The sequence below is a fragment of the Kitasatospora fiedleri genome (assembly GCF_948472415.1).
Classification (GTDB): domain Bacteria; phylum Actinomycetota; class Actinomycetes; order Streptomycetales; family Streptomycetaceae; genus Kitasatospora; species Kitasatospora fiedleri.
The window spans coordinates 7446226-7467110 of sequence record NZ_OX419519.1; the positions used below are offsets into that span (position 1 = coordinate 7446226).

Sequence of the window (20885 nt, forward strand, 5' to 3'; positions counted from 1 at the left end):
GCTGTGCGGCAGGAAGTCCACGGGTGAACGCAAAAAAGATACAGATTGACGCAAGATCAGATGTGAAGGGACGGTGGAACCCAACTGTAGGGCCCATGTCAGGGCAGCCGGCTCAGGGCGCGGACCCGACCAGGGCGTCGCCCGTCGGGGTGCGCCGGTAGAGCACCGAGCGGCCCGCGCGGGCCCGGGAGAGCAGGCCGGCGGCGCGCAGCACGGCGAGGTGGTCGGCGACGGCGCCGGGGGACTGGTGCAGGCTGCGGGCGAGCTGGGTGGTGCTGGCGGGGGTGTCCAGGGCGGCCAGGACGCGGGCGCGGGAGCGGCCGAGCAGGGCGGCCAGCGCGTCGGACGGGACGGCGGCGCCCGGCTCCCACAGCGCCGAGATGCCGCGGGCCGGGTAGATCAGGGTGCACGGCCACGGCTCGTCGTGGTGCGCGGCCACGCCCGGCCAGACGAACACCGAGGGGACCAGCAGCAGCCCCGCGCCGCGCAGCGAGTAGGTGGTGGCGGCGTCGAACGGCGGGACGTCGATGCCGCCGTCCCGCCAGCGGACGTTCTCGTGCAGCCCGGCCAGCGCCGCCGCCCAGCCGCGCCGGCCCAACTCGCCCGCCCGGTGCACCACGTCGCGCTCGCACAGGGCCCGCAGCTGCGGCCAGTCCCGGGCCAGCAGCCCGTGCCAGGCGCGGTCGAGCGCCCCCGCGACCTGCCGGACGGCGTCCGGCGCGGCCAGCACCGCCCGGGCCGCGCCGTCGGTGTCCGGGCGGGCCGCCAGGCAGCGGGCGATCTCGGCGCGGGCCGACTCCGGCGGGGTAGCCAGGATCGCGGCCAGGTCGTCCGCCCAGGTCTGCGCCATGCCGCGCGGCGGGATGGCGATGAAGTCCGCCCCGAACCTCTCGTTGCGCAGCGCCAGCGCGGCCCGCACCGCCGGGTCCGCCCGCAGCCGCAGGAAGGCCGGGCGCAGCCGCTCCCGCCACCCCGGCGGCAGCGACCGCTCCCCGCCCCGGTCCAACAGCCCCAGCAGATTGGCCAGTTCGAACGCGGGCGAGAGCGCGAACCGGCTGCGCACCAGGTCCTCCGCGGCCACCTCGAACCTCAGCATCCGGCGCTCCCTCCGCGCTCCCGCCGGGCCGTCCGACGGCTGCCCGCTCGCAGTTCGCCCGCCGTCCGTCCGCCGTCCGTCCCCGTGACCTTACGTCCAGGGACGAATCTCTCGCCCGCCCCGGCCCCCGGACGCCAGGCTCACCGGCATGACGACCTACCGCGAGGTCCTGGGCGACCCGCGCTTCCGCCTGCTGTTCACCACCCGCACCCTCGGCATCGTCGGGGACTCGCTGCGGATCACCACCCTGGCCGTGCTGATCTACGCGGGCACCGGCTCCGCGCTGCTGAGCGCCGTCGCCTTCGGCATCGGCTTCCTGCCGCAGCTGCTCGGCTCGATGCTGCTCGGCTCGCTCACCGACAGCCTGCGCCCCCGGCCGCTGATCACGGCCGGGTACCTGCTGGACGCCACCGCCGCCGCCCTGCTCGCCCTGGTGCGGATGCCGGTCGCGGCCGACCTGCTGCTGGTCGGCGCGGTCGCGGTGTTCACCCCCGTGTTCAACGGCGCCTCCAGCCGCCTGGTCGCGCAGACCCTGCACGGGGACACCTACGTGCTGGGCCGGTCGCTGACCCAGATCGCCTCCTCCGGCGCCCAGTTGCTCGGCCTGGCCGGCGGCGGCGTGACGGTCGCCCTGCTCGGCCCGCACGGCGCCCTGCTGGTCGCCGCCGGGCTGCACCTCGCCAACGCACTCGCGATCCGGCTGCGGCTGCCCGACCTGCCGCCCCCGCGGCGGGCCACCGGCTCGGTGCTCCGGCAGAGCCTGCGCGGCAACGGCGACCTGCTGCGCCGCACCCCCGTCCGCCGCCTGCTGCTCGCCCAGTGGCTGCCGTCCGCCGCCGTGACCGGCGCCGAGTCGCTGGTCGTCGCGTACGCCGGGGCGCGGGGCTTCCCGGCCGGCGGGTACGGGTTCCTGCTGGCCTGCCTGCCGGTCGGGATGCTGCTCGGCGACCTGCTGGTCGGACGGTTCGCCGCCCCCGCCACCCGGGAGCGGCTGGTCGCGCCGCTGGCCGCGCTGACGGGCCTGCCGCTGCTGGTCTTCGCGCTGCCCGTGCCCCCGCCGCTGTGCGCCGCCGCCCTGCTGGCCGCCGGTCCCGGCTTCGCCTACGCGCTCGGCCTCCAGCGCTCCTTCCTGGACGTGCTCCCCGCGGACGGCCAGGGCCAGGCGTTCACCCTGCTCGGCTCCGGCACCATGACGCTCCAGGGCGTCGGCCCCGCCCTGCTCGGCACCGTCGCCACCTTCACCGGGACCGGCCCCGCGATGGCCATCGCGGGCGCGGCCGCCGTCCTGACCGCGCTCTGGATCGCCACCTGGCACCGCCCGTCCCGCCCCGCCGCCGCGTCCCCCACGGCGGCGGGGGCGGAGGTGGCCTGAGGGTCCGTTCTCCGGCCCCGGTCACGTCGCTTCCGTGCCCCCGCCCCCGACCCCGCTCCCGTCGGCCAGGAACGGGCGCAGCAGCGCGAGGAGGGCGTGCGGCCGGTGCAGCGGGATGATGTGGCCGCAGTCCTCGATGAGGTGTCCGGTGAGGTCGTCGGCGATCGGGCGGAGCTGGCGTTCCAGCGCCGCGCCGACCGGCCGGGCGCCCAGCGCCATCGTCGGCACCGTCAGGCGGGCGGTGGCGACCGCCCGTTCGATCTGGGCCGCGCTCTCGGGCAGCGCCCGGTAGGAGGAGAACGCGCGGCTCAGCGCCCGGCGGCCGGTGTACGCGCGGACGAAGGCGTCCCGGAGGGCGGGGCGGACCCCGTCGCCGAGGGTGCCGGCGTCGAGGAACCAGTCGACGTAGGCGGCCTCGTGGCCCTCCAGCACGGTCTCGGCGAGGCCGGGCGCGGCGCGGTGGAAGCCGAACCACCACGGCGGCCCGCCGGCCAGGAACTCCTCGGCGCCGGGCAGCCCGCCCAGCACGGCCTCCATGACGGCCAGGCGCCGGACGAGGTCCGGGCGGCGCAGGGCGAGCAGGAAGGCCGGCGGGGCGCCCGCGTCGATGCCCACCACCGCGGCCGAGGGGACGCCGAGCGCGGCCAGCAGCGCCGCGGCGTCCTCGGCCAGCGTCCCGGCGTCGTAGCCGGTGGCCGCCGCGCCGCTGGCGCCGAACCCGCGCAGGTCCGGCGCGATGACGCGGTGGCGGTCGGCGAGGCCGGCCATGACGTCCGTCCACAGCTCCCAGGTGTGCGGGAAGCCGTGCAGCAGCAGGACGGCCGGGCCCGACCCGGCGAGGGCGACGTTCAGTTCGACGCCGTTGACGGGGACGCGCCGCAGTTCGGGCACCGGGGGGCTCCAGGTGGGGTGAGGAATGGTGACCACCTCACGCTAGGGACCTATCCTGGCCCCTCCAAGACGGCACTTCTCCCTCAGGTGGTGAGCCCGGAGTGACCACGTCCGAGTCCGGCGGACCCGGTCGGCGGCCAGGTGAGCGGGGCGACCTGCTGGACCCGCTCTGCCCGACCCGCCGGCTGCTCGACCGCATCGGCACCAAGTGGACGTCGATGGTGGTCAAGGTGCTGGCCGAGGAGGCGCCGGACGAGATCCGCTTCGCGGAACTGCGGCGCCGCGTCCCCGGCGTCTCGCAGAAGATGCTGTCCGTCACCCTGCGCAGCCTCGTCCGCGACGGCCTGGTCGCGCGCCGGGTGGAACCCACCGTGCCGCCCGCCGTCCACTACCGGCTCACCGCACTCGGCCTGTCCCTCGAGGGGCCGCTCTCCGCCCTGCGGGTCTGGGCCGAGACGCACATGCCGGAGATCGACCGCAGCAACCGGCTCGCCGACGGGTGAGCCGTCGGCGAGCCGGTTGCTGCGGGGCGGGGGTGCCGATCCGGGGTCAGGGCTTGAGGATCAGGCGGATCGGGTCGCCCTGCTTGCTGTGCAGGCGCTCGACGGCCTCGGCGGCCCGTTCCAGCGGGAGGACCTCGCTGACGGAGCGGGAGAAGTCGAGGCGGCCGCCCGCGGCGAGGGCGATCAGCTGGGGACGGCGTTCTCCTCGGAGCCGTAGTGGCCCAGGATCTGCTGCTGGAGGTAGGAGAAGCGGATGCTGTCCCGGACCGTCAGGGGCTGGTCGGTGAGGCCGACCAGGACCAGGCGGCCGTGCGCGCCGAGCACCTTCAGCGCCTGCTCGCGGACGGCGGGCACGCCGGCGAAGTCGAACGCGGCGGACAGGCCCGCGCCGCCGGTGGCCGCGCCGATCTTCGCGGCGAGCTCGGGATCGGCGGAGTCCAGGGCGAGGTCCGCGCCGAAGGCGAGGGCGCGTTCGCGGGCGGCCGGGGCGGGGTCGACGGCGACGATCGGGTTGGCGCCGATCGCGCGCAGCAGCTGCACGCCGTGCGCGCCCAGGCCGCCGACGCCCCAGACGCCGACCGGCTCGGCGGGGCGGACCCCGCCGGTGGTGGTGACGGCGCCCCACGGGGTGGAGACCGCGTCCGGGATGATCGAGCCCTGCTCGAACGGGATCGTGTCGGGCAGCCGGAACAGCGTGTCGGTGCGGGCCAGCGCGTACTCGGCCCAGCCGCCGTCGTAGTCCACGCCGCGCGTCCAGGTGGTCCCGTCGCGCTTCTCGCCGGCCTGGAGCACCACCCGGTCGCCGACCTGCCAGGCACCCGACCCGTCGCCGAGCCCGGCGACGGTGCCCGCGACCTCGTGGCCCAGCGTGACGCTCTCGCCGGGCAGGTACAGCGGGGTGAGCGAGCCGTCGATCAGGTGGACGTCGGACAGGCAGACGCCCGCCGCCTCCACCTTGACCAGCACCTGGCCGGGGCCGGGAACGGGACGCTCCACCTCCTCCACGCTCAGGGTGCGGGTGGGAACGTGCAGACGGACGGCACGCATCACAGCCATGGTCGATCCTCTCCGGCCGGCGGCGAGCCGTCGGCGGCCTCGTTGCCGCTCGCGACGGCCCGGCCGGTTGCGGCCCGGGCTATCGCAAGGTGACTTGCGTTGTCGAGGCTACGACGCCGACCGGTGCAACGCAAGGTCGCTTGCGTTAGGCTCCGGGTGTGCCCGCGAAAGAACCGTCCCGGGAGGAACCGCCCCGGGAAGAACCGCCCCGGAAGAACCGCCCGGGAGAGAGCCGCCCGGGGAAGAAGTGCCGGACGCCGCGCCGCGGACCGCGGCCGCCACCGCCCCGCTGCGCCGACGCGGCGCCGCGATGCGCCGGGCGGTCCTCGACGCGACGGTGCGCCTGCTCGCCGAGGGCGGCCTGGAGGCCGCCAGCGTCGCGGCGGTCGCCGCCGCCGCCGGGGTGCACGAGACCTCGGTGTACCGCAACTGGGGCACCCGGGAGCGCCTGCTGCGCGAAGCGCTCGCCGACTACACCGACCAGGCCATGCCGCTGCCCGACACCGGCAGCCTCCGCACCGACCTGCACCGGCTGCTCACCGCCCTCGGCGCCTTCCTCGACACCCCCGAGGGCCCGGCCCTGCTGCACCTGAGCATCGCCCCCGCCACCGCCGAGACCCGCAGCGGACGCGACGCCTACTGGGCCGACCGCCTCGACCGCGCCGAACAGCTCCTGCGCCGGGCCGCCGCCCGCGGCGAGATCCGCCCCGACGCCGACCCCCGCGCCGCCGTCGAGGCCCTGATGAGCCCGCTGTTCGCCCGCCACCTGCTGCTCGGCGAACCCGTCACGCCCGCCTTCGTCACCGCCCTGGTCGACCTCGTCCTGGACGGCCTCGCCCCGCGCTGAGCCCCGCGCCGTGCCCGGCGCTGTGCCCGCGCTGAGCCCCGCGCCGTGCCCGGCGCTGTGCCCCGCGCTGAGCCCCGCGCCGTGCCCGGCGGCTACGGTGGACCGATGACGACCCGGGTGATCGTGCTCAACGGCGGCTCCAGCAGCGGCAAGACCAGCCTCGCGCGGGCTCTCCAGGCGCAACTGCCGCGCCCCTGGCTGGCCTTCGGCATCGACGGCCTGGTCGATGCGCTGCCCCCGCCCTGCGGGAGGGCGGCGACGGCATCGGCTTCGCCACCGACGGCACCGTCGCCGTCGGCGACGCCTTCCGCGTGCTGGAGGCCGCCTGGACGGCCGGTGTCGCCGCCACCGCCCGGGCCGGCGCCCCGGTCATCGTCGATGACGTCTTCCTCTCCGGCCCGGCCTCCCAGCAGCGCTGGCGCGAAGCCCTGTACGGCCTGGACGTCCTCTGGGTCGGCGTCCGCTGCGACCCCGCCGAGGCCGCCGCCCGCGAACGCGCCCGCGGTGACCGCGCCACCGGCATGGCCGCCGACCAGGCGGTCCGCGTCCACCGCGGCGTCCACTACGACCTGGAGGTGGACACCACCCGCACCCCGCCCGACGCCTGCGCCCGCACCGTCGCGTTCCATCTCCGGTAAGGAAGTCGACGGTGGGCCGGTTGGCGACGGTCAGTCGAAGCGGCGGGTCGCGGTGATGCCCCCGTCCACCGGCAGGGTCACGCCGGTGACGTACGAGGCGCGGTCGCTGAGCAGCCACGCCGCCGCCTGCGCGACCTCCTCGGGCCGGGCCGGGCGGCCCAGCGGGGTCGAGCGGGCCACCAGGTCGGTGAAGGCCGGGCCGAGCGCGAAGAGGTCCTCGGTGCCGGGGGTGCGCACCACGCCCGGCGCCACCGCGTTGACCCGGATGCCGTGCGGCGCGTAGTCCGCCACCGCCGCCCGCACCAGGCCGGTCAGCCCGTGCTTCGCGGCCTGCTGCACACCGTCGCCGAACCCGCCGACCAGCGCCCCCACCCCCGAGTTGACCACCACCGACCCGCCCCGGCCGCCCGCCACCAGCGCCGCGAGCTGCGCCCGCAGGCACAGCCAGGTGCCGCGCAGGTTCAGCGCGTGCACGCCGTCCCAGTCCTCCTCGGCGCGCTCGGCCAGCGGCGCGGGCGGCAGGCCGTTGCCCGCGTTGTCGAACGCCGCGTCCAGCCGCCCGTAGCTGCGCAGCGCGGTGTCGACCAGCAGGTCCGCGCCCGCCGCGGTGGTCAGGTCGACGGCCACCGGCACCGCCCGCGCTCCCGCCTCCCGCAACTCGGCGGCCAGCGCCGCCACTTCGTCCCCGCTCCGGGCCGCCAGCACCAGCGCCGCGCCCTCCCGGGCGAACAGCCGCGCGGCGGCCGCACCGATACCGCGTCCCGCGCCGGTGACGATCGTGACCTTGTCCTCGAGAAGTCCCATGCCCGCCAGGGTGGTTGACGCCGCCCCGTCCCACCAGCGGCCGACCCGACCGGGGACCGCCGATCCCGGACCTGCGGGGGCGTGGACAGCGGGGCGGGGCGAGGAGGACTGAGGCGGGCTGAGACGGGGCGGGGTGGGCCGTAGTGAGGCGGCACCGGCCCGGCCAGCCCGGACCCGGCAGGTCCTGGTTGCGCGGCGGCGGGTGTGACAGGGTGGCGCGCATGCCCGAGACCCCGCTGGGCGCGTTCCTGCGCGCCCGCCGCGCCCGCCTGGCGCCGTCCGACCTCGGCCTCGCCGCGACCGGCCGGCGGCGCACCCCCGGGCTGCGGCGGGAGGAGGTCGCGGCCCGGGCCGGGATCTCGCCGGACTACTACGCCCGGCTGGAGCAGGGCCGCCAACGGGTGCCCACCGGGCCGGTGCTGGACGGCATCGCGGACGCCCTGCGGCTGGCCGACGCCGAACGGGCCTACCTGCACCGGCTGGCCGGGCGGCGGCCCGCCCCGGAGCGGCCGGAGGAGCGGCGGGGCGTCTCGGCGAGCACCCTGGCCCTGCTCGACACCCTGGACGCCGCACCGGCGTTCGCCACCGGCCCGACCTTCGACCTGCTGGCCTGGAACCGGCCCGCCGCCCTGCTGATGGCCGAGCCCGCCCGCCGGCCCCCGCACGAACGGAACCTGCTCTGGCAGGTCTTCTGCTGCCCGTACGGCTCCCGCACCGCCGACAACCACGCCCCCGAACGGTCGATCGGCGCGGACCTGGTCGCCTCCCTGCGGGCCCACCACGCCGACCGCCCCGCCGACCGGAACCTCGCCGACCTGGTCGACCGCTTCTCCGCCGCGAGCCCGGCCTTCGCCGCCCTGTGGTCCCACCACCGGGCCGGCCCGCCCGGCCCCGGCCGCCTGCACGTCCGCCACCCCGCGCTGGACACCGACGTCCTGGAGTACACCGTCCTGGCCCTGCCCGAACCCGGCCGCCACGTCTTCGCCTGCCTCGCCCCACCCGGGGGCCGCACCCGCCGGGCCTTCGCGGCGTTCGCCGCCGAACGCGGGGTCGAAGCGCCGGTACCTGGCTGAGGGGCGGCGCGGCCAGGGCCCGTCCCGGGGCGGGCGGTCAGCCGGGGCGCAGGCCCGCCGGGCGGGCGAGGAAGCGGGTCTGCGGGTCCCCATCCCGGCCCTGCCCGCCACGTCTTCGCCTGCCTCGCCCCACCCGGGGGCCGCACCCGCCGGGCCTTCGCGGCGTTCGCCGCCGAGCGCGGGGTCGAAGCGCCGGTGTCCGGCCGAGGTGCGGCGCGGTCCGGGCCGGTCTCAGGGGCGGGCGGTCAGCCGGGGCGCAGGCCCGCCGGGCGGGCGAGGATGCGGGTCTGCGGGTCCCCATCCCCGCCCTGCCCGCCACGTCTTCGCCTGCCTCGCCCCCGCCTGGTGGGCGCACCCGCCGGACCGAAGCGCCGGTGTCCGGCCGAGGTGCGGCGCGGTCCGGGCCGGTCTCAGGGGCGGGCGGTCAGTCGGGGCGCAGGCCCGCCAGACGGGCCAGGAAGCGCGTCTCCGAGTCCTCGCCCCGGCCCGCGTACGTCCGGGGACGGCGGTGAGGGCGCTCAGGGCGCGGCACCAGGCCAGTAGGCGGTCGGGGGAGAGGCCGGGGACGAGCGCGGCCAGCCGGTCGGTCCGCCGCCGTAGCGCGGTCAGGTCGGTGACGCCCTCCAGGGCCCAGTCCACGGCGTCGAAGTCCGGGTCGCCCCAGGTCGGCCGTGGGTCGATCGCCACCAGGCGCCCGCCGGGGCCGGAGAGCACGTTGGACGGGTGCAGGTCGCCGTGCACCAGCCCGGTCGGCCCGTCGGCGGCGAGGGCCAGGGCCGCCGCCCGGGGCCCGGCCAGGTCGGCCCCGGCCCCGGCCCCGGCGGCGGACGCCCGGCGCTCGGCGAGGTCGAACAGGAAGTCGATCCGGTGCGCGAGCGGGCGCAGGCCCGAGTCTCCCGCCGGCCGGGTGGCGGAGCGCAGGTCCCGCAGCAGGGAGGCGACTTCGGGCAGGGTCCAACCGAGCTGCCGCACCGGCGTACCGGGCCGGACGTCCGCGAGCAGCAGCGCCCCGGCGGCGGTGTTCGCCGCGAGCAGCGCGACGACCGACGCCCTGCCCGCCCAGACGCGCAGGGCCTCCGCCTCCTCGCCCGCGATCGAGGGATCGGGCGTCAGCTTCAACCACACCCGGGCACCGTCGCCGCGCCGCACGCAGCGGAACACCCGCGAGGTGCCCCCGCCCCCCGCCGCGACCGGCTCCAGCCCCCACCGCCCGGCCAACTCCCCGACCAGCCCGGGCAGCGCGTCGCACCACCCGAGCACCCCGCCCCCGAACCGCCCGACGAACCGCTCCCGCACCTCCGGCCCGACCCGAGCCAACTCCTCCACCGCGCCCTCCCCAGCCCACCGACCTCGATCCCGGGCATCCTACGGGCACGATCCGTCCCGCTCGGCAGCCGGGGAGGGGCGGGTGGGTCAGTGCGCGCCCACCGAGGTGATCTTGACGACGGCGCGGCCTTCTTCGTCGGAGCCGTAGAGGTCGACCTCGGCAGAGATGCCCCAGTCGTGGTCGCCGTTGGGGTCGTCGAAGATCTGGCGGACGCGCCACAGGCCCTCGTCCTCGACCTCCTCGATCAGCAGCATCTTGGGGCCGCGCGCGTTCGGGCCGGTGAAGAGGTCGTCGTACTCCTCCCAGTAGCCGTCCATCGCGTCGGCCCAGCGGTCGGCGTTCCAGCCGTCCTCGCCGTCGAGTTCGGCCAGCGCGTCGTAGTGTTCCAGCGCGCACAGCTCGACCCGGCGGAAGAGCTCGTTGCGGACCAGGACGCGGAAGGCCCGGGCGTTGGCCGTGACGGGGGCGGGCTTGTCGTCCAGGCGGACCTCGGCGGCCTCCGGCTCGGTCGGGTTGGCGAGCGCCTCCCACTCGTCCAGCAGCGAGGAGTCGACCTGGCGGACGAGTTCGCCCAGCCAGGCGATGACGTCCTTGAGGTCGTCGGTCTTGATGTCGTCCGGGACGGTCTGCTCCAGCGCCTTGAACGCGCCCGCCAGGTAGCGCAGCACGATGCCCTCGGTGCGGGCCAGCTCGTAGAAGCCCACGTAGTCGGTGAAGGTCATCGCGCGCTCGTACAGGTCGCGCACCACGGACTTCGGCCGCAGCGGGTGGTCGCCGATCCACGGGTGGGCCCGGCGGTACACCTCGTAGGCGTGGCCGAGCTGCTCCTCCAGCGGCTTCGGGTAGCTGATCTCCTGGAGCCGGTTCATCCGCTCCTCGTACTCGATCCCGTCGCGCTTCATCTCCGCGACGGCCTCGCCGCGCGCCTTGTTCTCCTGCGAGGCGAGGATCTGCCGCGGGTCGTCGAGGGTGGCCTCCACGACCGAGACCACGTCCAGCGCGTACGAGGGCGACTCCGGGTCGAGCAGGTCGAAGGCGGCCAGCGCGAAGGTGGACAGCGGCTGGTTGAGCGCGAAGTTCTCCTGCAGGTCGAGGGTCAGGCGGGCGATCCGGCCCTCGGCGTCCGGCTCGTCGAACTGCTCGACCACGCCGCCCTCCCGCAGCGAGCGGTAGATGGCGATCGCGGTGCGGATGTGGCGGCGCTGCGCGGCGCGGTCCTCGTGGTTGTCGGTGAGCAGCTTGCGCATCGCCTCGAACGCGTTGCCCGGGCGGCCGATCACCGACAGCAGCATCGCGTGGCTGACCTTGAAGCGGGAGACCAGCGGCTCCGGGTCGGCCCCGATCAGGCGCTCGAAGGTCTCCTCGGTCCAGGACACGAAGCCGTCCGGGGCCTTCTTGCGGACCACCTTCTTGCGCTTCTTCGGGTCGTCCCCGGCCTTGGCCAGCGCCCGGTCGTTCTCCACCACGTGCTCGGGGGCCTGCGCCACCACCTGGCCGACGGTGTCGAACCCGGCCCGGCCCGCGCGCCCGGCGATCTGGTGGAACTCGCGGCCCGCAGGATGCGCACCCGCTGCCCGTCGTACTTGGACAGCGCGGTGAACAGCACCGTGCGGATCGGCACGTTGACGCCCACGCCGAGCGTGTCGGTGCCGCAGATCACCTTCAGCAGGCCGGCCTGCGCCAGCCGCTCCACCAGGCGGCGGTACTTGGGCAGCATGCCGGCGTGGTGCACGCCGATGCCGTGCCGCACGTACCGGGACAGGTTGCGGCCGAACTTGGTGGTGAAGCGGAAGTTGCCGATCAGGGCGGCGATCGCGTCCTTCTCCTGCTTGGAGCACATGTTGATGCTCATCAGGGACTGCGCCCGCTCCACCGCCTCCTTCTGGGTGAAGTGCACCACGTACACCGGCGCCTGCCCGGTGGTCAGCAGCTCCTCCAGGGTGTCGTGCAGGTTGGTGCGCCGGTACTCGTAGAACAGCGGCACCGGGCGGGTCGCCGAGCGCACCACGGTGGTCGGGCGGCCGGTGCGGCGGGTCAGGTCCTCCTCGAAGCGGCGGACGTCGCCGAGCGTGGCCGACATCAGCAGGAACTGCACCTGCGGGAGTTCGAGGATCGGGATCTGCCAGGCCCAGCCGCGGTCCGGCTCGGCGTAGAAGTGGAACTCGTCCATCACGACCTGGCCGATGTCGGCGCGCGGGCCGTCGTGCAGGGCGATCTGGGCCAGCACCTCGGCGGTGCAGCAGATGATCGGCGCGGTCGGGTTCACCGAGGCGTCGCCGGTCATCATGCCGACCTGCTCGGTGCCGAAGACCTTGCACAGGTCGAAGAACTTCTCCGACACCAGCGCCTTGATCGGCGCGGTGTAGAACGTCCGCTTGCCCTCGGCCAGCGCGGCGAAGTGCGCGCCCGCCGCGACCAGGGACTTCCCGGAACCGGTCGGCGTCGCCAGGATCACGTTGTTCCCGGAGACCAGCTCGATCAGCGCCTCCTCCTGGGCTGGGTAGAGGGTGATACCGCGCTCCGACGCCCACTCGGCGAAGGTCTCGAACAGCGAGTCGGGCGTGGCGGGCTTCGGCATCAGGTCCAGGAGGGTGGTCACCCCGCTATCTTGCCCGTCCGGGATCACCGCGGGCAAAGCTCGCCCCCGCACCACCGCGCCCCGGCCGGTTCGGCGGTTGCCCGACGCGCCTGCGCCGCGACAGCGAGTCACCGGGGGAGGGCCGGGCCGATCACCCCCCCGACCGGCACCGGCACTACGGCCCGATCGCCGGGGACGGCGGCTTCGCGGGCTGGACCGCGCCCTGCCCGGCCTCCCCGCCGCCGCCCGGCACGATCGCGCTCACCCTCACCTGCACCCGCTGCCGAGACCCTCCCGGACGGGGCCGAGCCGGCCCCGGGGGCGGGCCCGGCCCGTCACGGGCAGGTGACCACCTGGCCGGCCCAGGACAGGCCGCCGCCGAACGCGAACAGCAGCACCCGGGCGCCCGAACGCAGCTCGCCGCGCTCCACCAGCTTCGCCAGCGCCAGCGGCACGGAGGCCGCCGAGGTGTTGCCGGAGTCCACCACGTCCCGGGCGATCACCGCGTCCTCGGACAGACCCAGCTTCTGCACCAGCGACTCGATGATCCGCAGGTTCGCCTGGTGGGTCACCACCCCGTCCAGCTCCGCCGGGCTCAACCCGGCCGCCCGGCACGCCTGTTCGGCCAGCGCGGGCAGCTCGGTGGTGGCCCACCGGAACACCGCCTGGCCGTCCTGCTCGAACTGCGGGTGCCACTCGTCCAGCAGCCGCACCGCGCTCGCCCGCGACGGGTCCGACCCCCAGACCACCGGACCGATCGCGCTGCCCTCCCCGTCGGTCGCGGACAGCACCGCCGCGCCCGCACCGTCGCCCAGCAGGATGCAGCTGCGCCGGTCCGTCCAGTCCACCAGGTCCGACATCTTCTCCGCGCCGATCACCAGCGCGTGCTTGGCGCCGCCCGCCAGCAGCGAGTGGTTCGCCACCGACAGTGAGGTGCAGAACCCCGCGCACCCGTTGTTCAGGTCGAACGCGACGGCGGACGGAATGCCCAGCCGACCCGCCACCTGCGCCGCGATCGACGGGCAGCGGTCCACCGCACTGCAGGTGGCCACCGTGACCTGCCCGATCTCCGCCGGGTCCAGCCCCGAGGCCGCCAGCGCCTTCGCCGCCGCCCCCGCCGCCAGATCGGTCACCGACTCGTGCGGCCCCGCGATCCGCCGGGTCACGATCCCGGTCCGCCGCCGGATCCACTCGTCATTGGTGTCCACCATCGTCGCCAACTCGTCGTTGGTCAGCACCCGGCCGGGCTGATGGTGGCCGAGAGCGGCTATCCGGACTCCGGGCATGGCGGTCCCCTTCTCCACGGGCGGCCCCCGGCCGACGCCGGGGCAACGGCCTGGAATATAGCAACCGACCGATCGGAAGCTAAAGGCCGCCCGCAGGACGGACACCCGGCCGACGGGGAGACACCGGTGACCCGTCCCACCGCAGTGCGACGGGTCCCGGCGGAGCCTGACCGCCGGGAGTGCGGCTCCCCGGACTTCGACCTCGCCGGTCGGATACGGTGCCGGCGTGATCCGGAACCCCCCGTCCACTGCCCCGACACCCGACGGGATGCTGCTCGCCGGCCACTTCGTCGCGGTACCCGAGCCGATCGAGGGCCCGGGTCTGCCCCGTGCGGAGCGGCCGGCCACGGCGTCCGACTGCCTGACCGACCGCCTTCCGCACGACGGCTGCTGGTTCGACACGGCACAGGAAGCCCTGGCGGCCTGCCTGCCCCTGCGAGTACCGGCGGCGGCACGCCTGTACGCCCTACTGGTGCCCGCCGACCACGCCGGCGACTTCGTCGGCGACATCCTCGCGGCCGGGACGGACGAACCGGTGCTGCTCGCGAACCTCGACGGCCGGGCCGGCACGCTGGCCCGGGAGGCGGCGGAGGGCGGGCACGAGCTCGGCTGGGAGGTGCTCGGCTACGACCACGGCCTGCTCCACAGCCGGCTCTTGGAGATCGACCCGGACGACGTCGCCTAGCTGGACGGCCTCCTCGACGCGGCCGAGTACACCGACCTCATCGGCATCGGCCGGGGCTGAACCCCCAGCCCGGCGGGGTCCGGCCGCTCGGCGTCCGTTCCGGCGGCGTCCGGTCCGGCGGAGCCCGGTCGTCGGGGCGCCGGAAGCCGCCCCGGAGGAAAATCGCGGTCCGCACGGCGGGCGCTGCGGCACAATCCCAGGATGATCGGCAACCGGATCACCCATCGCACGGCGGACGGCGTCCGCGTACCCGGAACCTGGCGGCACGCCTTCATCCGCAACGGCGGCCACTACTTCCTCACCGACCTGTTCGTCTACGCCGACGGGCTCATCGACTGCTGGGGTCTGGTCACCGTCGAGGAGTTCGAGGAGAAGCTGCGCACCGGCTGGGTGGCCACCAGTCTGCCCGAGGGCGGGGAAGCGTCCGCGCACGAGCTGGCGGACTGGAAGTTCGGCGAGCCGGAGAGCTGGATCACGCCCGAACTGCTGGTCGCCGAAGTCCGCGACACCATAGACCAGTTGAACGGCCGCCCCGATTCGACGGGCCGCTGCCTGGCCGCCGTCGACGTCTTCCTCGCCGACCGGACCGAGGAGAACCGGGCCGCGGCCCGCGAGGCGTTCCTCGCGGTCCCGGAGACCCGACGTCGCTACGCGCTGGGCGACATGGACAGCAAGGACTGGCCACTGCGGGTCCTGGTGGCGGGGCCCGGCGGCCGGACCTACCTGCCGTTCGACGGGACGGTCACGCAGGAGGACTACGACGGCGCCCTCGGGTACTTCGAGGAGCGGGCCCGGTGGAGGGCCGAGAGGTCCACCCGCGTCCCGGCGGACGGACCGGTGACCCCGCACGCACCGGCCGTCCAGCTCCACCACACGTACCGGACCGAGCCGGTGGCCGATCCCGGCACGATCGGCCTGCGCCACGACTACCCCGCCCCGATCACGGTCGGAGGGGTCGACCACCCCTCCGTCGCCCACGCCTACTGGACCCTGTCGGTCGCCGACCCCGGGGCCCGGGACGCGCTCGCGGCGGCACAGACCGCCTCCGCGGCACGCACGCTCGCGGCCGGAGCCCCCCGCCGCGAGGGCTGGGAACACGCCCGGACCGCCGTCATGACCGCGCTGCTGCGCGCCAAGTACGACCAGCACCCCGAACTGGCCGAGGTCCTGCTGGCGACGGACGACGCCACCCTGGTCTACGACGACGTGGACTCCGCCTTCTGGGGCGACAACGCCGGCCGGGGCCGTAACTGGTCGGGACGCCTCCTCGAACTCGTCCGCTCCGAACTGCACGCCCGGCGCGCCGGGATTCCCGGGGCGTGACCCGAGCAGGCCGGGCCGGGCTGCGGTCGGCGCATCGTCGCACGTCGTAGGATTCCGGGGCCGGGGGTAGGACGGGACGCGTCCGGGCGGACGGATGGACGGACGGATCGCGGAGGAGGACCGGATGAGCCCGCGCAGCACGGTGGTCGAGGCCCGCCGGACCAGGGCCCGGATCATCGACCGCAGTGTCGCCCTCGCCTCGGTCGACGGGCTGGAGGGGCTGACCATCGGGCGGCTGGCCGCCGACCTCGGGCTGTCCAAGGCCGGGGTGCTCGGGCACTTCGGCACCAAGGAGGCCCTCCAACTGGCGACCCTGGAACGGGCCTCCGCGCTGTTCACCGCGCTGGTGTGGGACCCGGCGGCGGCCACCGAGCCCGGCCTGCGCCGGCTGCGGGCCGTCTGCCAGAGCTGGATCGACTACCTGGAGCACGCCCGCGAGGTGTTCCCCGGCGGCTGCCTGTTCACCACCGCGGCCGTCGAGTTCGACGCCCACGACGGCCCGGTCCGCCGCAACGTCGCCCGCCTGCTGCTGGTCTGGCGCCGCCGCCTGGCCGGCGAGGTCCGGCTCGCCGTCGAGGCCGGGGAACTCCCCTCGGACACCGACCCCGAGCAGGTCGTCCACGAGCTGACCGGCATCTACCTGGCCCTCAACCAGGCACTCCAGCTCCTGCGCGACCCGCTCGCCGCCACCCGCACCCGCCGCGCCCTGGACCGGCTGCTGCCCGCCGACCGCTCGCTGCCCGCCCGCTGAGCGTCGGCCGGGGCGGACGGAAAACGGGTGGCGGCGGGCCGCGCGGGCGGGGATCATGCGGGCATGACCGACTGCCGAAAGGCCGATGCCGCGTAACCGGCCCGCCGCCCTGCGCGCCACCGCACCCCGCGCCACCGCACCCAGCCGCCGCCCGGAGGCCCCGCCGCCGCACGTCCCGGGGCTGTCCGCGACCACGGACCGGGACGTCCACCGGGTCGAGTGGCAGCGCCCCGACCGCTGGGTGGAGCCGGGGGCCACCGGCGAGGCGCTGCGCCGCTACCGCGCGTTCCTGCGCACCCCGGCGGGCGGCGGCGCTACCCCCGGGCGGCGGAGTTCTCCTGCTGCCCCGGCTGCGCGCACGACGACGCCCGCCACTGCCGGGACGTCCTGGCGGCGCTGCTGCCGCACCTGCCTCCCCGCTCCCGGGCCGAACTCGTCCGGCTGCTGCGCCCGTTGGACGCGGAGTTCCGCCGCCGCACGCTGCCGGACCCGTTCGCCCCGCCGGACGCCCCCTGGTGGTGGCGCCGCCTGGGCGACCCCCCGTGGGGCTGACGCCCCGGGCGGAACCCCTCGCCGGAGACCCCGGCCGGAAACCCCCGTGGCGGGCGTCCGGGCAGCACACCCGAACCCCGGAAAAGCGAATGAAATGACAGGCGGACAACCGAAAGAAAACGCCGGGCAGCGAATTTCCCGTTCCTCCCGCGTGGCACCCACCCATTCGCCGCGCAGCTCCTAGTCTCAACGGTCTACAGCGCTGCGGCACCTTCCCGCCGCGCCCCGCGTTCCGCGCGTTTCCGCGTTTCTGCGTTCGCGCGTTCCCGCGTTTTCCGTGCCGTCGATCCGAGGAGTTGCGGCCATGAGCCGTGTCGTCAGGGCCGCCCTGTTCCAGACCGCGTGGACGGGCGACAAGGAGAGCATGCTGGCCGCCGCCGAGCAGGCCGCGCGGGACGCCGCCGGGCAGGGGGCGGGGATCATCGGGTTCCAGGAGGTGTTCAACGCCCCGTACTTCTGCCAGGTGCAGGAACCGGAGCACTACGCCTGGGCCGAGCCCGTCCCGGACGGGCCGACGGTGCGGCGGATGCGGGAGCTGGCCCGGGAGTTGGGGATCGTGATCGTCGCCCCGGTGTACGAGATCGAGAAGCCGGGCTTCTTCTACAACACCGCCGCCGTGATCGACGCCGACGGCAGCTACCTCGGCAAGTACCGCAAGCACCACATCCCGCAGGTGCGCGGATTCTGGGAGAAGTACTACTTCAAGCCCGGGAACCTGGGCTGGCCGGTGTTCGACACGGCGGTCGGGAAGGTCGGCGTGTACATCTGCTACGACCGGCACTTCCCGGAGGGCTGGCGGGCGCTCGGCCTGGCCGGGGCGGAGATCGTGTACAACCCGTCGGCGACCAGCCGCGGCCTGTCCGCCTACCTGTGGCAGCTGGAGCAGCCCGCCGCGGCGGTCGCCAACGAGTACTTCGTCGCCGCGATCAACCGGGTCGGCGTCGAGGAGTACGGCGACGACGACTTCTACGGCACCAGCTACTTCGTCGACCCGCGCGGGCAGTTCGTCGGCGAGGTCGCCTCCGACAAGCGCGAGGAACTCGTCGTCCGGGACCTGGACCTCGACCTGATCGACGAGGTCCGCCGGCAGTGGGCGTTCTACCGGGACCGGCGCCCGGACGCCTACGGCCCGCTGACCGAGGGCTGAGCGCGATGGCCCGGACCGTGATCGCCGGCGGACTGGTCGTCACCGCCGCCGAGGAGACGCACGCCGACGTGCTGGTCGAGGACGGCCGGGTGGTCGCGCTCGCCCTGCCCGGCAGCCAGCGCTGGCACGCGGAGCGGGTGTTCGACGCGAGCGGGAAGTACGTGGTCCCGGGCGGCGTCGACGCGCACACCCACATGGAGATGCCGTTCGGCGGCACCCGCGCCTCGGACACCTTCGAGACCGGCACCCGGGCCGCGGCCTGGGGCGGCACCACCACGATCGTCGACTTCGCCGTCCAGACCAAGGGCGCCCCGCTGCGCGCCGGACTGGACGACTGGCACGCCAAGGCCGACGGCCGGTGCGCGATCGACTACGCCTTCCACATGATCGTCTCGGACGTCAACGCGGCGACGCTGGACGAGATGCCCGGCCTGGTCGGCGAGGGCGTCACCTCGTTCAAGTTGTTCATGGCCTACCCCGGCGTCTTCTACTCCGACGACGGGCAGATCCTGCGCGCCATGCAGCGGGCCGCCGACACCGGCGCGCTCACCATGCTGCACGCCGAGAACGGCCCCGCCATCGACGTCCTGGTCGAACAGGCGCTGGCCCGCGGCGAGACCGACCCGCGCCACCACGGCGAGGTCCGCCGGGCGCTGCTGGAGGCCGAGGCCACCCACCGGGCGATCCAACTGGCCCGGGTGGCCGGCGCGCCGCTGTACGTGGTGCACGTCTCCGCCCGCGAGGCGCTCGCCGAACTGGCCGCCGCCCGCGACCTCGGCCTGCCCGTCTTCGGCGAGACCTGCCCGCAGTACCTGTTCCTGTCCACCGACAACCTGGCCGAGCCCGGTTTCGAGGGCGCCAAGTACGTCTGCTCCACCCCGCTGCGGCCCAGGGACCACCAGGCGGCGCTCTGGCGCGGCCTGCGCACCGACGACCTCCAGGTGGTCTCCACCGACCACTGCCCGTTCTGCTTCAAGGGGCAGAAGGACCTCGGCCGCGGCGACTTCTCGAAGATCCCCAACGGCCTGCCCGGCGTCGAGCACCGGATGGACCTGCTCCACCAGGCCGTGGTCGACGGCCACCTGACCCGCCGCCGCTGGATCGAACTCGCCTGCGCCGCCCCCGCCCGGATGTTCGGCCTCCACCCCCGCAAGGGCACCATCGCCCCCGGCTCCGACGCCGACCTGGTGATCTACGACCCGCACGCCGTGCAGACCCTCTCCGCCGCCACCCACCACATGAACGTCGACTACTCGGCGTACGAGGGCCGCACCGTCACCGGACGGGTCGAGACCGTGCTCTCCCGCGGCGAGGTGGTGCTCGACCGCGGCCAGTACCTCGGCCGCCCGGGGCACGGCACCTTCCTGCCCCGCTCCACCTGCCAGTACCTCTGACCACCCCCCTCATCCGCGAGGAGCCCCCCGCCGTGGACTTCGGACTCGTCCTGCAGACCGACCCGCCGGCCGCCGAGGTCGTCGACCTGATGCGCCGCGCCGAACGGGCCGGGTTCAGCCACGGCTGGACCTTCGACTCCGCCGTGCTCTGGCAGGAGCCCTTCGTCATCCACAGCCGGATCCTGGAACACACCGAACGGCTGCACGTCGGCCCGATGGTCACCAACCCGGCCACCCGCAGCTGGGAGGTCACCGCCTCCACCTTCGCCACCCTCAACGACATGTACGGCAACCGGACGGTGTGCGGCATCGGCCGCGGCGACTCCGCGATGCGGGTGGCCGGACGCCGCCCCAACACCCTGGCCCGGCTCGGCGCCGCCATCGACGCGATCCGCGACCTCGCCGAGGGGCGGGAGGCCGAGGTCGACGGCACCCCGATCCGGATTCCCTGGATCAAGGACGGCCGGCTGCCGGTCTGGATGGCCGCGTACGGCCCCAGGGCGCTCGCCCTGGCCGGACAGAAGGCGGACGGGTTCATCCTCCAACTGGCCGACCCCTACCTCACCGAGTGGATGGTCAAGGCCGTCCGCCGGGCCGCCGAGGAGGCCGGCCGCGACCCCGCCGCCGTCACCGTCTGCGTCGCCGCCCCCGCCTACGTCGGCGACGACCTCGCCCACGCCCGCGAGCAGTGCCGCTGGTTCGGCGGCATGGTCGGCAACCACGTCGCCGACCTGGTCGCCACGTACGGTGAGCACTCCGACCTCGTCCCCGAGGAGCTCACCGCCTACGTCAAGGACCGCCACGGCTACGACTACAGCCACCACGGCCGCGCCGGCAACCCCTCCACCGACTTCGTCCCCGACGCCATCGTCGACCGCTTCTGCCTCCTCGGCCCCGCCACCGCCCACATCGAGAAACTCCGCACCCTGCGCGACCTGGGCGTCGACCAGTTCGCCCTCTACGCGATGCACGACGCCCGCGAGGCCGTCATCGACGCCTACGGCACGGAGGTCATCCCGGCACTGGCCTGACCCGGTGGCAGAACCGGAGGACGGCGCCCCCTACGCCGCGGGCGCGGGGAACTTCTTGAGGAAGTCCTCCAGTTCGGGCCGTGAGTGGAACGAGACGTTCAGCCGGGTCGGCTTCGCACCGCCGGGCAACCGCAGGTACAGGGCGTTCCAGGCGCGCCCCCGCCGGACCCGGGCGACCAGGCCGTCGGCCTGCTCACGGGGGATGACGTGCACCAGCTCCTCGGGCCGGTTCCGCACCCGGGGGCCGCGGTGGACGTAGACGGACCGCTCCGTGACGGTCAGGAAGTAGCTCTTCATCAGGAGCAGGCCGACCGGGCCCAGGAAGCCCATCAGGAACTGGCTCGGCCCGTCCACGGCCAGCAGCACCAGGCGCGGCGCCTCGGTCGGATCGGCGCGCAGCACGGCCCGCCTGGCCTCGGACTGCAGGTCGAGCTTGAGATTGGTCGTTCCGAGCGGTTGTCCGGACATGGGGAGTTCGCCTTTCGATGGGTCGGTCGGGTCGGTCGGGTTGGTGGCCGGTACGGGGCGGGG

Annotated in this window: 17 protein-coding genes and 3 pseudogenes; 12 read left to right on the top strand and 8 right to left on the bottom strand. The window is 75.1% G+C overall.

Going from position 1 to position 20885, the window contains the following annotated elements; genetic code table 11:
* Positions 1–112: 112 nt before the first annotated feature.
* Entirely contained in the window at positions 113–1096 is a 984-nt protein-coding gene (locus tag QMQ26_RS34015) for an ArsR/SmtB family transcription factor (RefSeq protein WP_282203987.1), read from the bottom strand.
* 148 nt (positions 1097–1244) lie between these two features.
* Here QMQ26_RS34015 and QMQ26_RS34020 point away from each other — a divergent pair, with 148 nt between their 5' ends.
* Entirely contained in the window at positions 1245–2468 is a 1224-nt protein-coding gene (locus QMQ26_RS34020; RefSeq protein WP_282203988.1) for an MFS transporter, read from the top strand.
* 21 nt (positions 2469–2489) lie between these two features.
* Here QMQ26_RS34020 and QMQ26_RS34025 read toward each other — a convergent pair whose 3' ends face one another.
* Positions 2490–3359 carry an alpha/beta fold hydrolase gene (locus QMQ26_RS34025; RefSeq protein ID WP_282203989.1) on the bottom strand — a complete coding sequence of 290 codons (870 nt, stop codon included), beginning with the start codon at positions 3357–3359 and terminating at the stop codon, positions 2490–2492.
* A gap of 101 nt (positions 3360–3460) precedes the next feature.
* Here QMQ26_RS34025 and QMQ26_RS34030 point away from each other — a divergent pair, with 101 nt between their 5' ends.
* Complete coding sequence (locus QMQ26_RS34030) at positions 3461–3862, top strand: winged helix-turn-helix transcriptional regulator (protein ID WP_100838973.1); 402 nt, start codon at positions 3461–3463, stop codon at positions 3860–3862.
* A gap of 46 nt (positions 3863–3908) precedes the next feature.
* Here the strand turns inward: QMQ26_RS34030 and QMQ26_RS34035 are convergent.
* Positions 3909–4918, bottom strand: a pseudogene (locus QMQ26_RS34035) (zinc-binding dehydrogenase).
* A 310-nt stretch (positions 4919–5228) separates the two neighbouring features.
* On the opposite strand from QMQ26_RS34035, the gene QMQ26_RS34040 reads away from it, so the two are divergent.
* Positions 5229–5765, top strand: coding sequence for a TetR-like C-terminal domain-containing protein (locus tag QMQ26_RS34040; protein ID WP_100840530.1), 537 nt, complete (start codon positions 5229–5231; stop codon positions 5763–5765).
* Positions 5766–5870: 105 nt separating this feature from the next.
* A pseudogene (gene cpt / locus QMQ26_RS34045) lies at positions 5871–6403 on the top strand (chloramphenicol phosphotransferase CPT).
* Positions 6404–6433: 30 nt separating this feature from the next.
* Here cpt and QMQ26_RS34050 read toward each other — a convergent pair.
* The gene (locus tag QMQ26_RS34050) at positions 6434–7207 is read right to left on the bottom strand and encodes an SDR family NAD(P)-dependent oxidoreductase (protein WP_282203990.1); all 774 of its coding nucleotides are present in this window, start codon (positions 7205–7207) and stop codon (positions 6434–6436) included.
* 221 nt (positions 7208–7428) lie between these two features.
* Here QMQ26_RS34050 and QMQ26_RS34055 point away from each other — a divergent pair, with 221 nt between their 5' ends.
* Positions 7429–8280, top strand: coding sequence for a helix-turn-helix transcriptional regulator (locus QMQ26_RS34055; RefSeq protein WP_159073230.1), 852 nt, complete (start codon positions 7429–7431; stop codon positions 8278–8280).
* 231 nt (positions 8281–8511) lie between these two features.
* On the opposite strand, the gene QMQ26_RS34060 is transcribed toward QMQ26_RS34055, so the two are convergent.
* The 3 genes and pseudogenes from QMQ26_RS34060 to QMQ26_RS34070 all read right to left on the bottom strand — a co-directional run bounded on the left by QMQ26_RS34060 (position 8512) and on the right by QMQ26_RS34070 (position 13471).
* Positions 8512–9606: an aminoglycoside phosphotransferase family protein gene (locus QMQ26_RS34060; protein ID WP_282203991.1), complete on the bottom strand. Its 1095-nt coding sequence runs from the start codon at positions 9604–9606 to the stop codon at positions 8512–8514.
* An 87-nt stretch (positions 9607–9693) separates the two neighbouring features.
* Positions 9694–12185, bottom strand: a pseudogene (locus tag QMQ26_RS34065) (DEAD/DEAH box helicase).
* Positions 12186–12520: 335 nt separating this feature from the next.
* Positions 12521–13471: a beta-ketoacyl-ACP synthase III gene (locus QMQ26_RS34070; RefSeq protein WP_282203992.1), complete on the bottom strand. Its 951-nt coding sequence runs from the start codon at positions 13469–13471 to the stop codon at positions 12521–12523.
* Between the two features lie 226 nt (positions 13472–13697).
* On the opposite strand from QMQ26_RS34070, the gene QMQ26_RS34075 reads away from it, so the two are divergent.
* The 7 genes from QMQ26_RS34075 (at position 13698) to QMQ26_RS34105 (ending at position 20354) form a co-directional block, all read left to right on the top strand.
* Positions 13698–14156, top strand: coding sequence for a hypothetical protein (locus tag QMQ26_RS34075; RefSeq protein ID WP_282203993.1), 459 nt, complete (start codon positions 13698–13700; stop codon positions 14154–14156).
* A gap of 201 nt (positions 14157–14357) precedes the next feature.
* Positions 14358–15479: an NADAR family protein gene (locus QMQ26_RS34080; protein WP_282203994.1), complete on the top strand. Its 1122-nt coding sequence runs from the start codon at positions 14358–14360 to the stop codon at positions 15477–15479.
* A 124-nt stretch (positions 15480–15603) separates the two neighbouring features.
* Positions 15604–16230 (top strand): TetR/AcrR family transcriptional regulator, encoded by a 627-nt coding sequence (locus QMQ26_RS34085; protein ID WP_100840527.1) that lies wholly within the window; start codon positions 15604–15606, stop codon positions 16228–16230.
* A 219-nt stretch (positions 16231–16449) separates the two neighbouring features.
* Positions 16450–16782, top strand: a complete 333-nt coding sequence (locus QMQ26_RS34090; protein WP_282203995.1) for a hypothetical protein — start codon at positions 16450–16452, stop codon at positions 16780–16782.
* Between the two features lie 304 nt (positions 16783–17086).
* Positions 17087–17929 carry a nitrilase-related carbon-nitrogen hydrolase gene (locus tag QMQ26_RS34095; RefSeq protein ID WP_100838963.1) on the top strand — a complete coding sequence of 281 codons (843 nt, stop codon included), beginning with the start codon at positions 17087–17089 and terminating at the stop codon, positions 17927–17929.
* A gap of 5 nt (positions 17930–17934) precedes the next feature.
* Positions 17935–19323 carry a dihydropyrimidinase gene (gene hydA / locus QMQ26_RS34100; RefSeq protein ID WP_282203996.1) on the top strand — a complete coding sequence of 463 codons (1389 nt, stop codon included), beginning with the start codon at positions 17935–17937 and terminating at the stop codon, positions 19321–19323.
* Positions 19324–19355: 32 nt separating this feature from the next.
* A complete protein-coding gene (locus QMQ26_RS34105; protein WP_282203997.1) occupies positions 19356–20354 on the top strand; it encodes a TIGR03842 family LLM class F420-dependent oxidoreductase in 999 nt (332 codons plus the stop codon).
* 30 nt (positions 20355–20384) lie between these two features.
* Here QMQ26_RS34105 and QMQ26_RS34110 read toward each other — a convergent pair whose 3' ends face one another.
* On the bottom strand, positions 20385–20822 hold the full coding sequence (locus QMQ26_RS34110) for a hypothetical protein (protein ID WP_282203998.1): 438 nt from the start codon (positions 20820–20822) through the stop codon (positions 20385–20387).
* Between the last annotated feature and the right edge of the window lie 63 nt (positions 20823–20885).

Bases quoted from the DNA above. Each gene is read 5' to 3' on its own strand.
- QMQ26_RS34015 (WP_282203987.1), bottom strand. From the start codon at position 1,096: ATGCTGAGGTTCGAGGTGGCCGCGGAGGACCTGGTGCGCAGCCGGTTC.
- QMQ26_RS34020 (WP_282203988.1), top strand. From the start codon at position 1,245: ATGACGACCTACCGCGAGGTCCTGGGCGACCCGCGCTTCCGCCTGCTG.
- QMQ26_RS34040 (WP_100840530.1), top strand. From the start codon at position 5,229: ATGCGCCGGGCGGTCCTCGACGCGACGGTGCGCCTGCTCGCCGAGGGC.
- QMQ26_RS34050 (WP_282203990.1), bottom strand. From the start codon at position 7,207: ATGGGACTTCTCGAGGACAAGGTCACGATCGTCACCGGCGCGGGACGC.
- QMQ26_RS34055 (WP_159073230.1), top strand. From the start codon at position 7,429: ATGCCCGAGACCCCGCTGGGCGCGTTCCTGCGCGCCCGCCGCGCCCGC.
- QMQ26_RS34070 (WP_282203992.1), bottom strand. From the start codon at position 13,471: ATGCCCGGAGTCCGGATAGCCGCTCTCGGCCACCATCAGCCCGGCCGG.
- QMQ26_RS34080 (WP_282203994.1), top strand. From the start codon at position 14,358: ATGATCGGCAACCGGATCACCCATCGCACGGCGGACGGCGTCCGCGTA.
- QMQ26_RS34085 (WP_100840527.1), top strand. From the start codon at position 15,604: ATGAGCCCGCGCAGCACGGTGGTCGAGGCCCGCCGGACCAGGGCCCGG.
- QMQ26_RS34095 (WP_100838963.1), top strand. From the start codon at position 17,087: ATGAGCCGTGTCGTCAGGGCCGCCCTGTTCCAGACCGCGTGGACGGGC.
- hydA (WP_282203996.1), top strand. From the start codon at position 17,935: ATGGCCCGGACCGTGATCGCCGGCGGACTGGTCGTCACCGCCGCCGAG.
- QMQ26_RS34110 (WP_282203998.1), bottom strand. From the start codon at position 20,822: ATGTCCGGACAACCGCTCGGAACGACCAATCTCAAGCTCGACCTGCAG.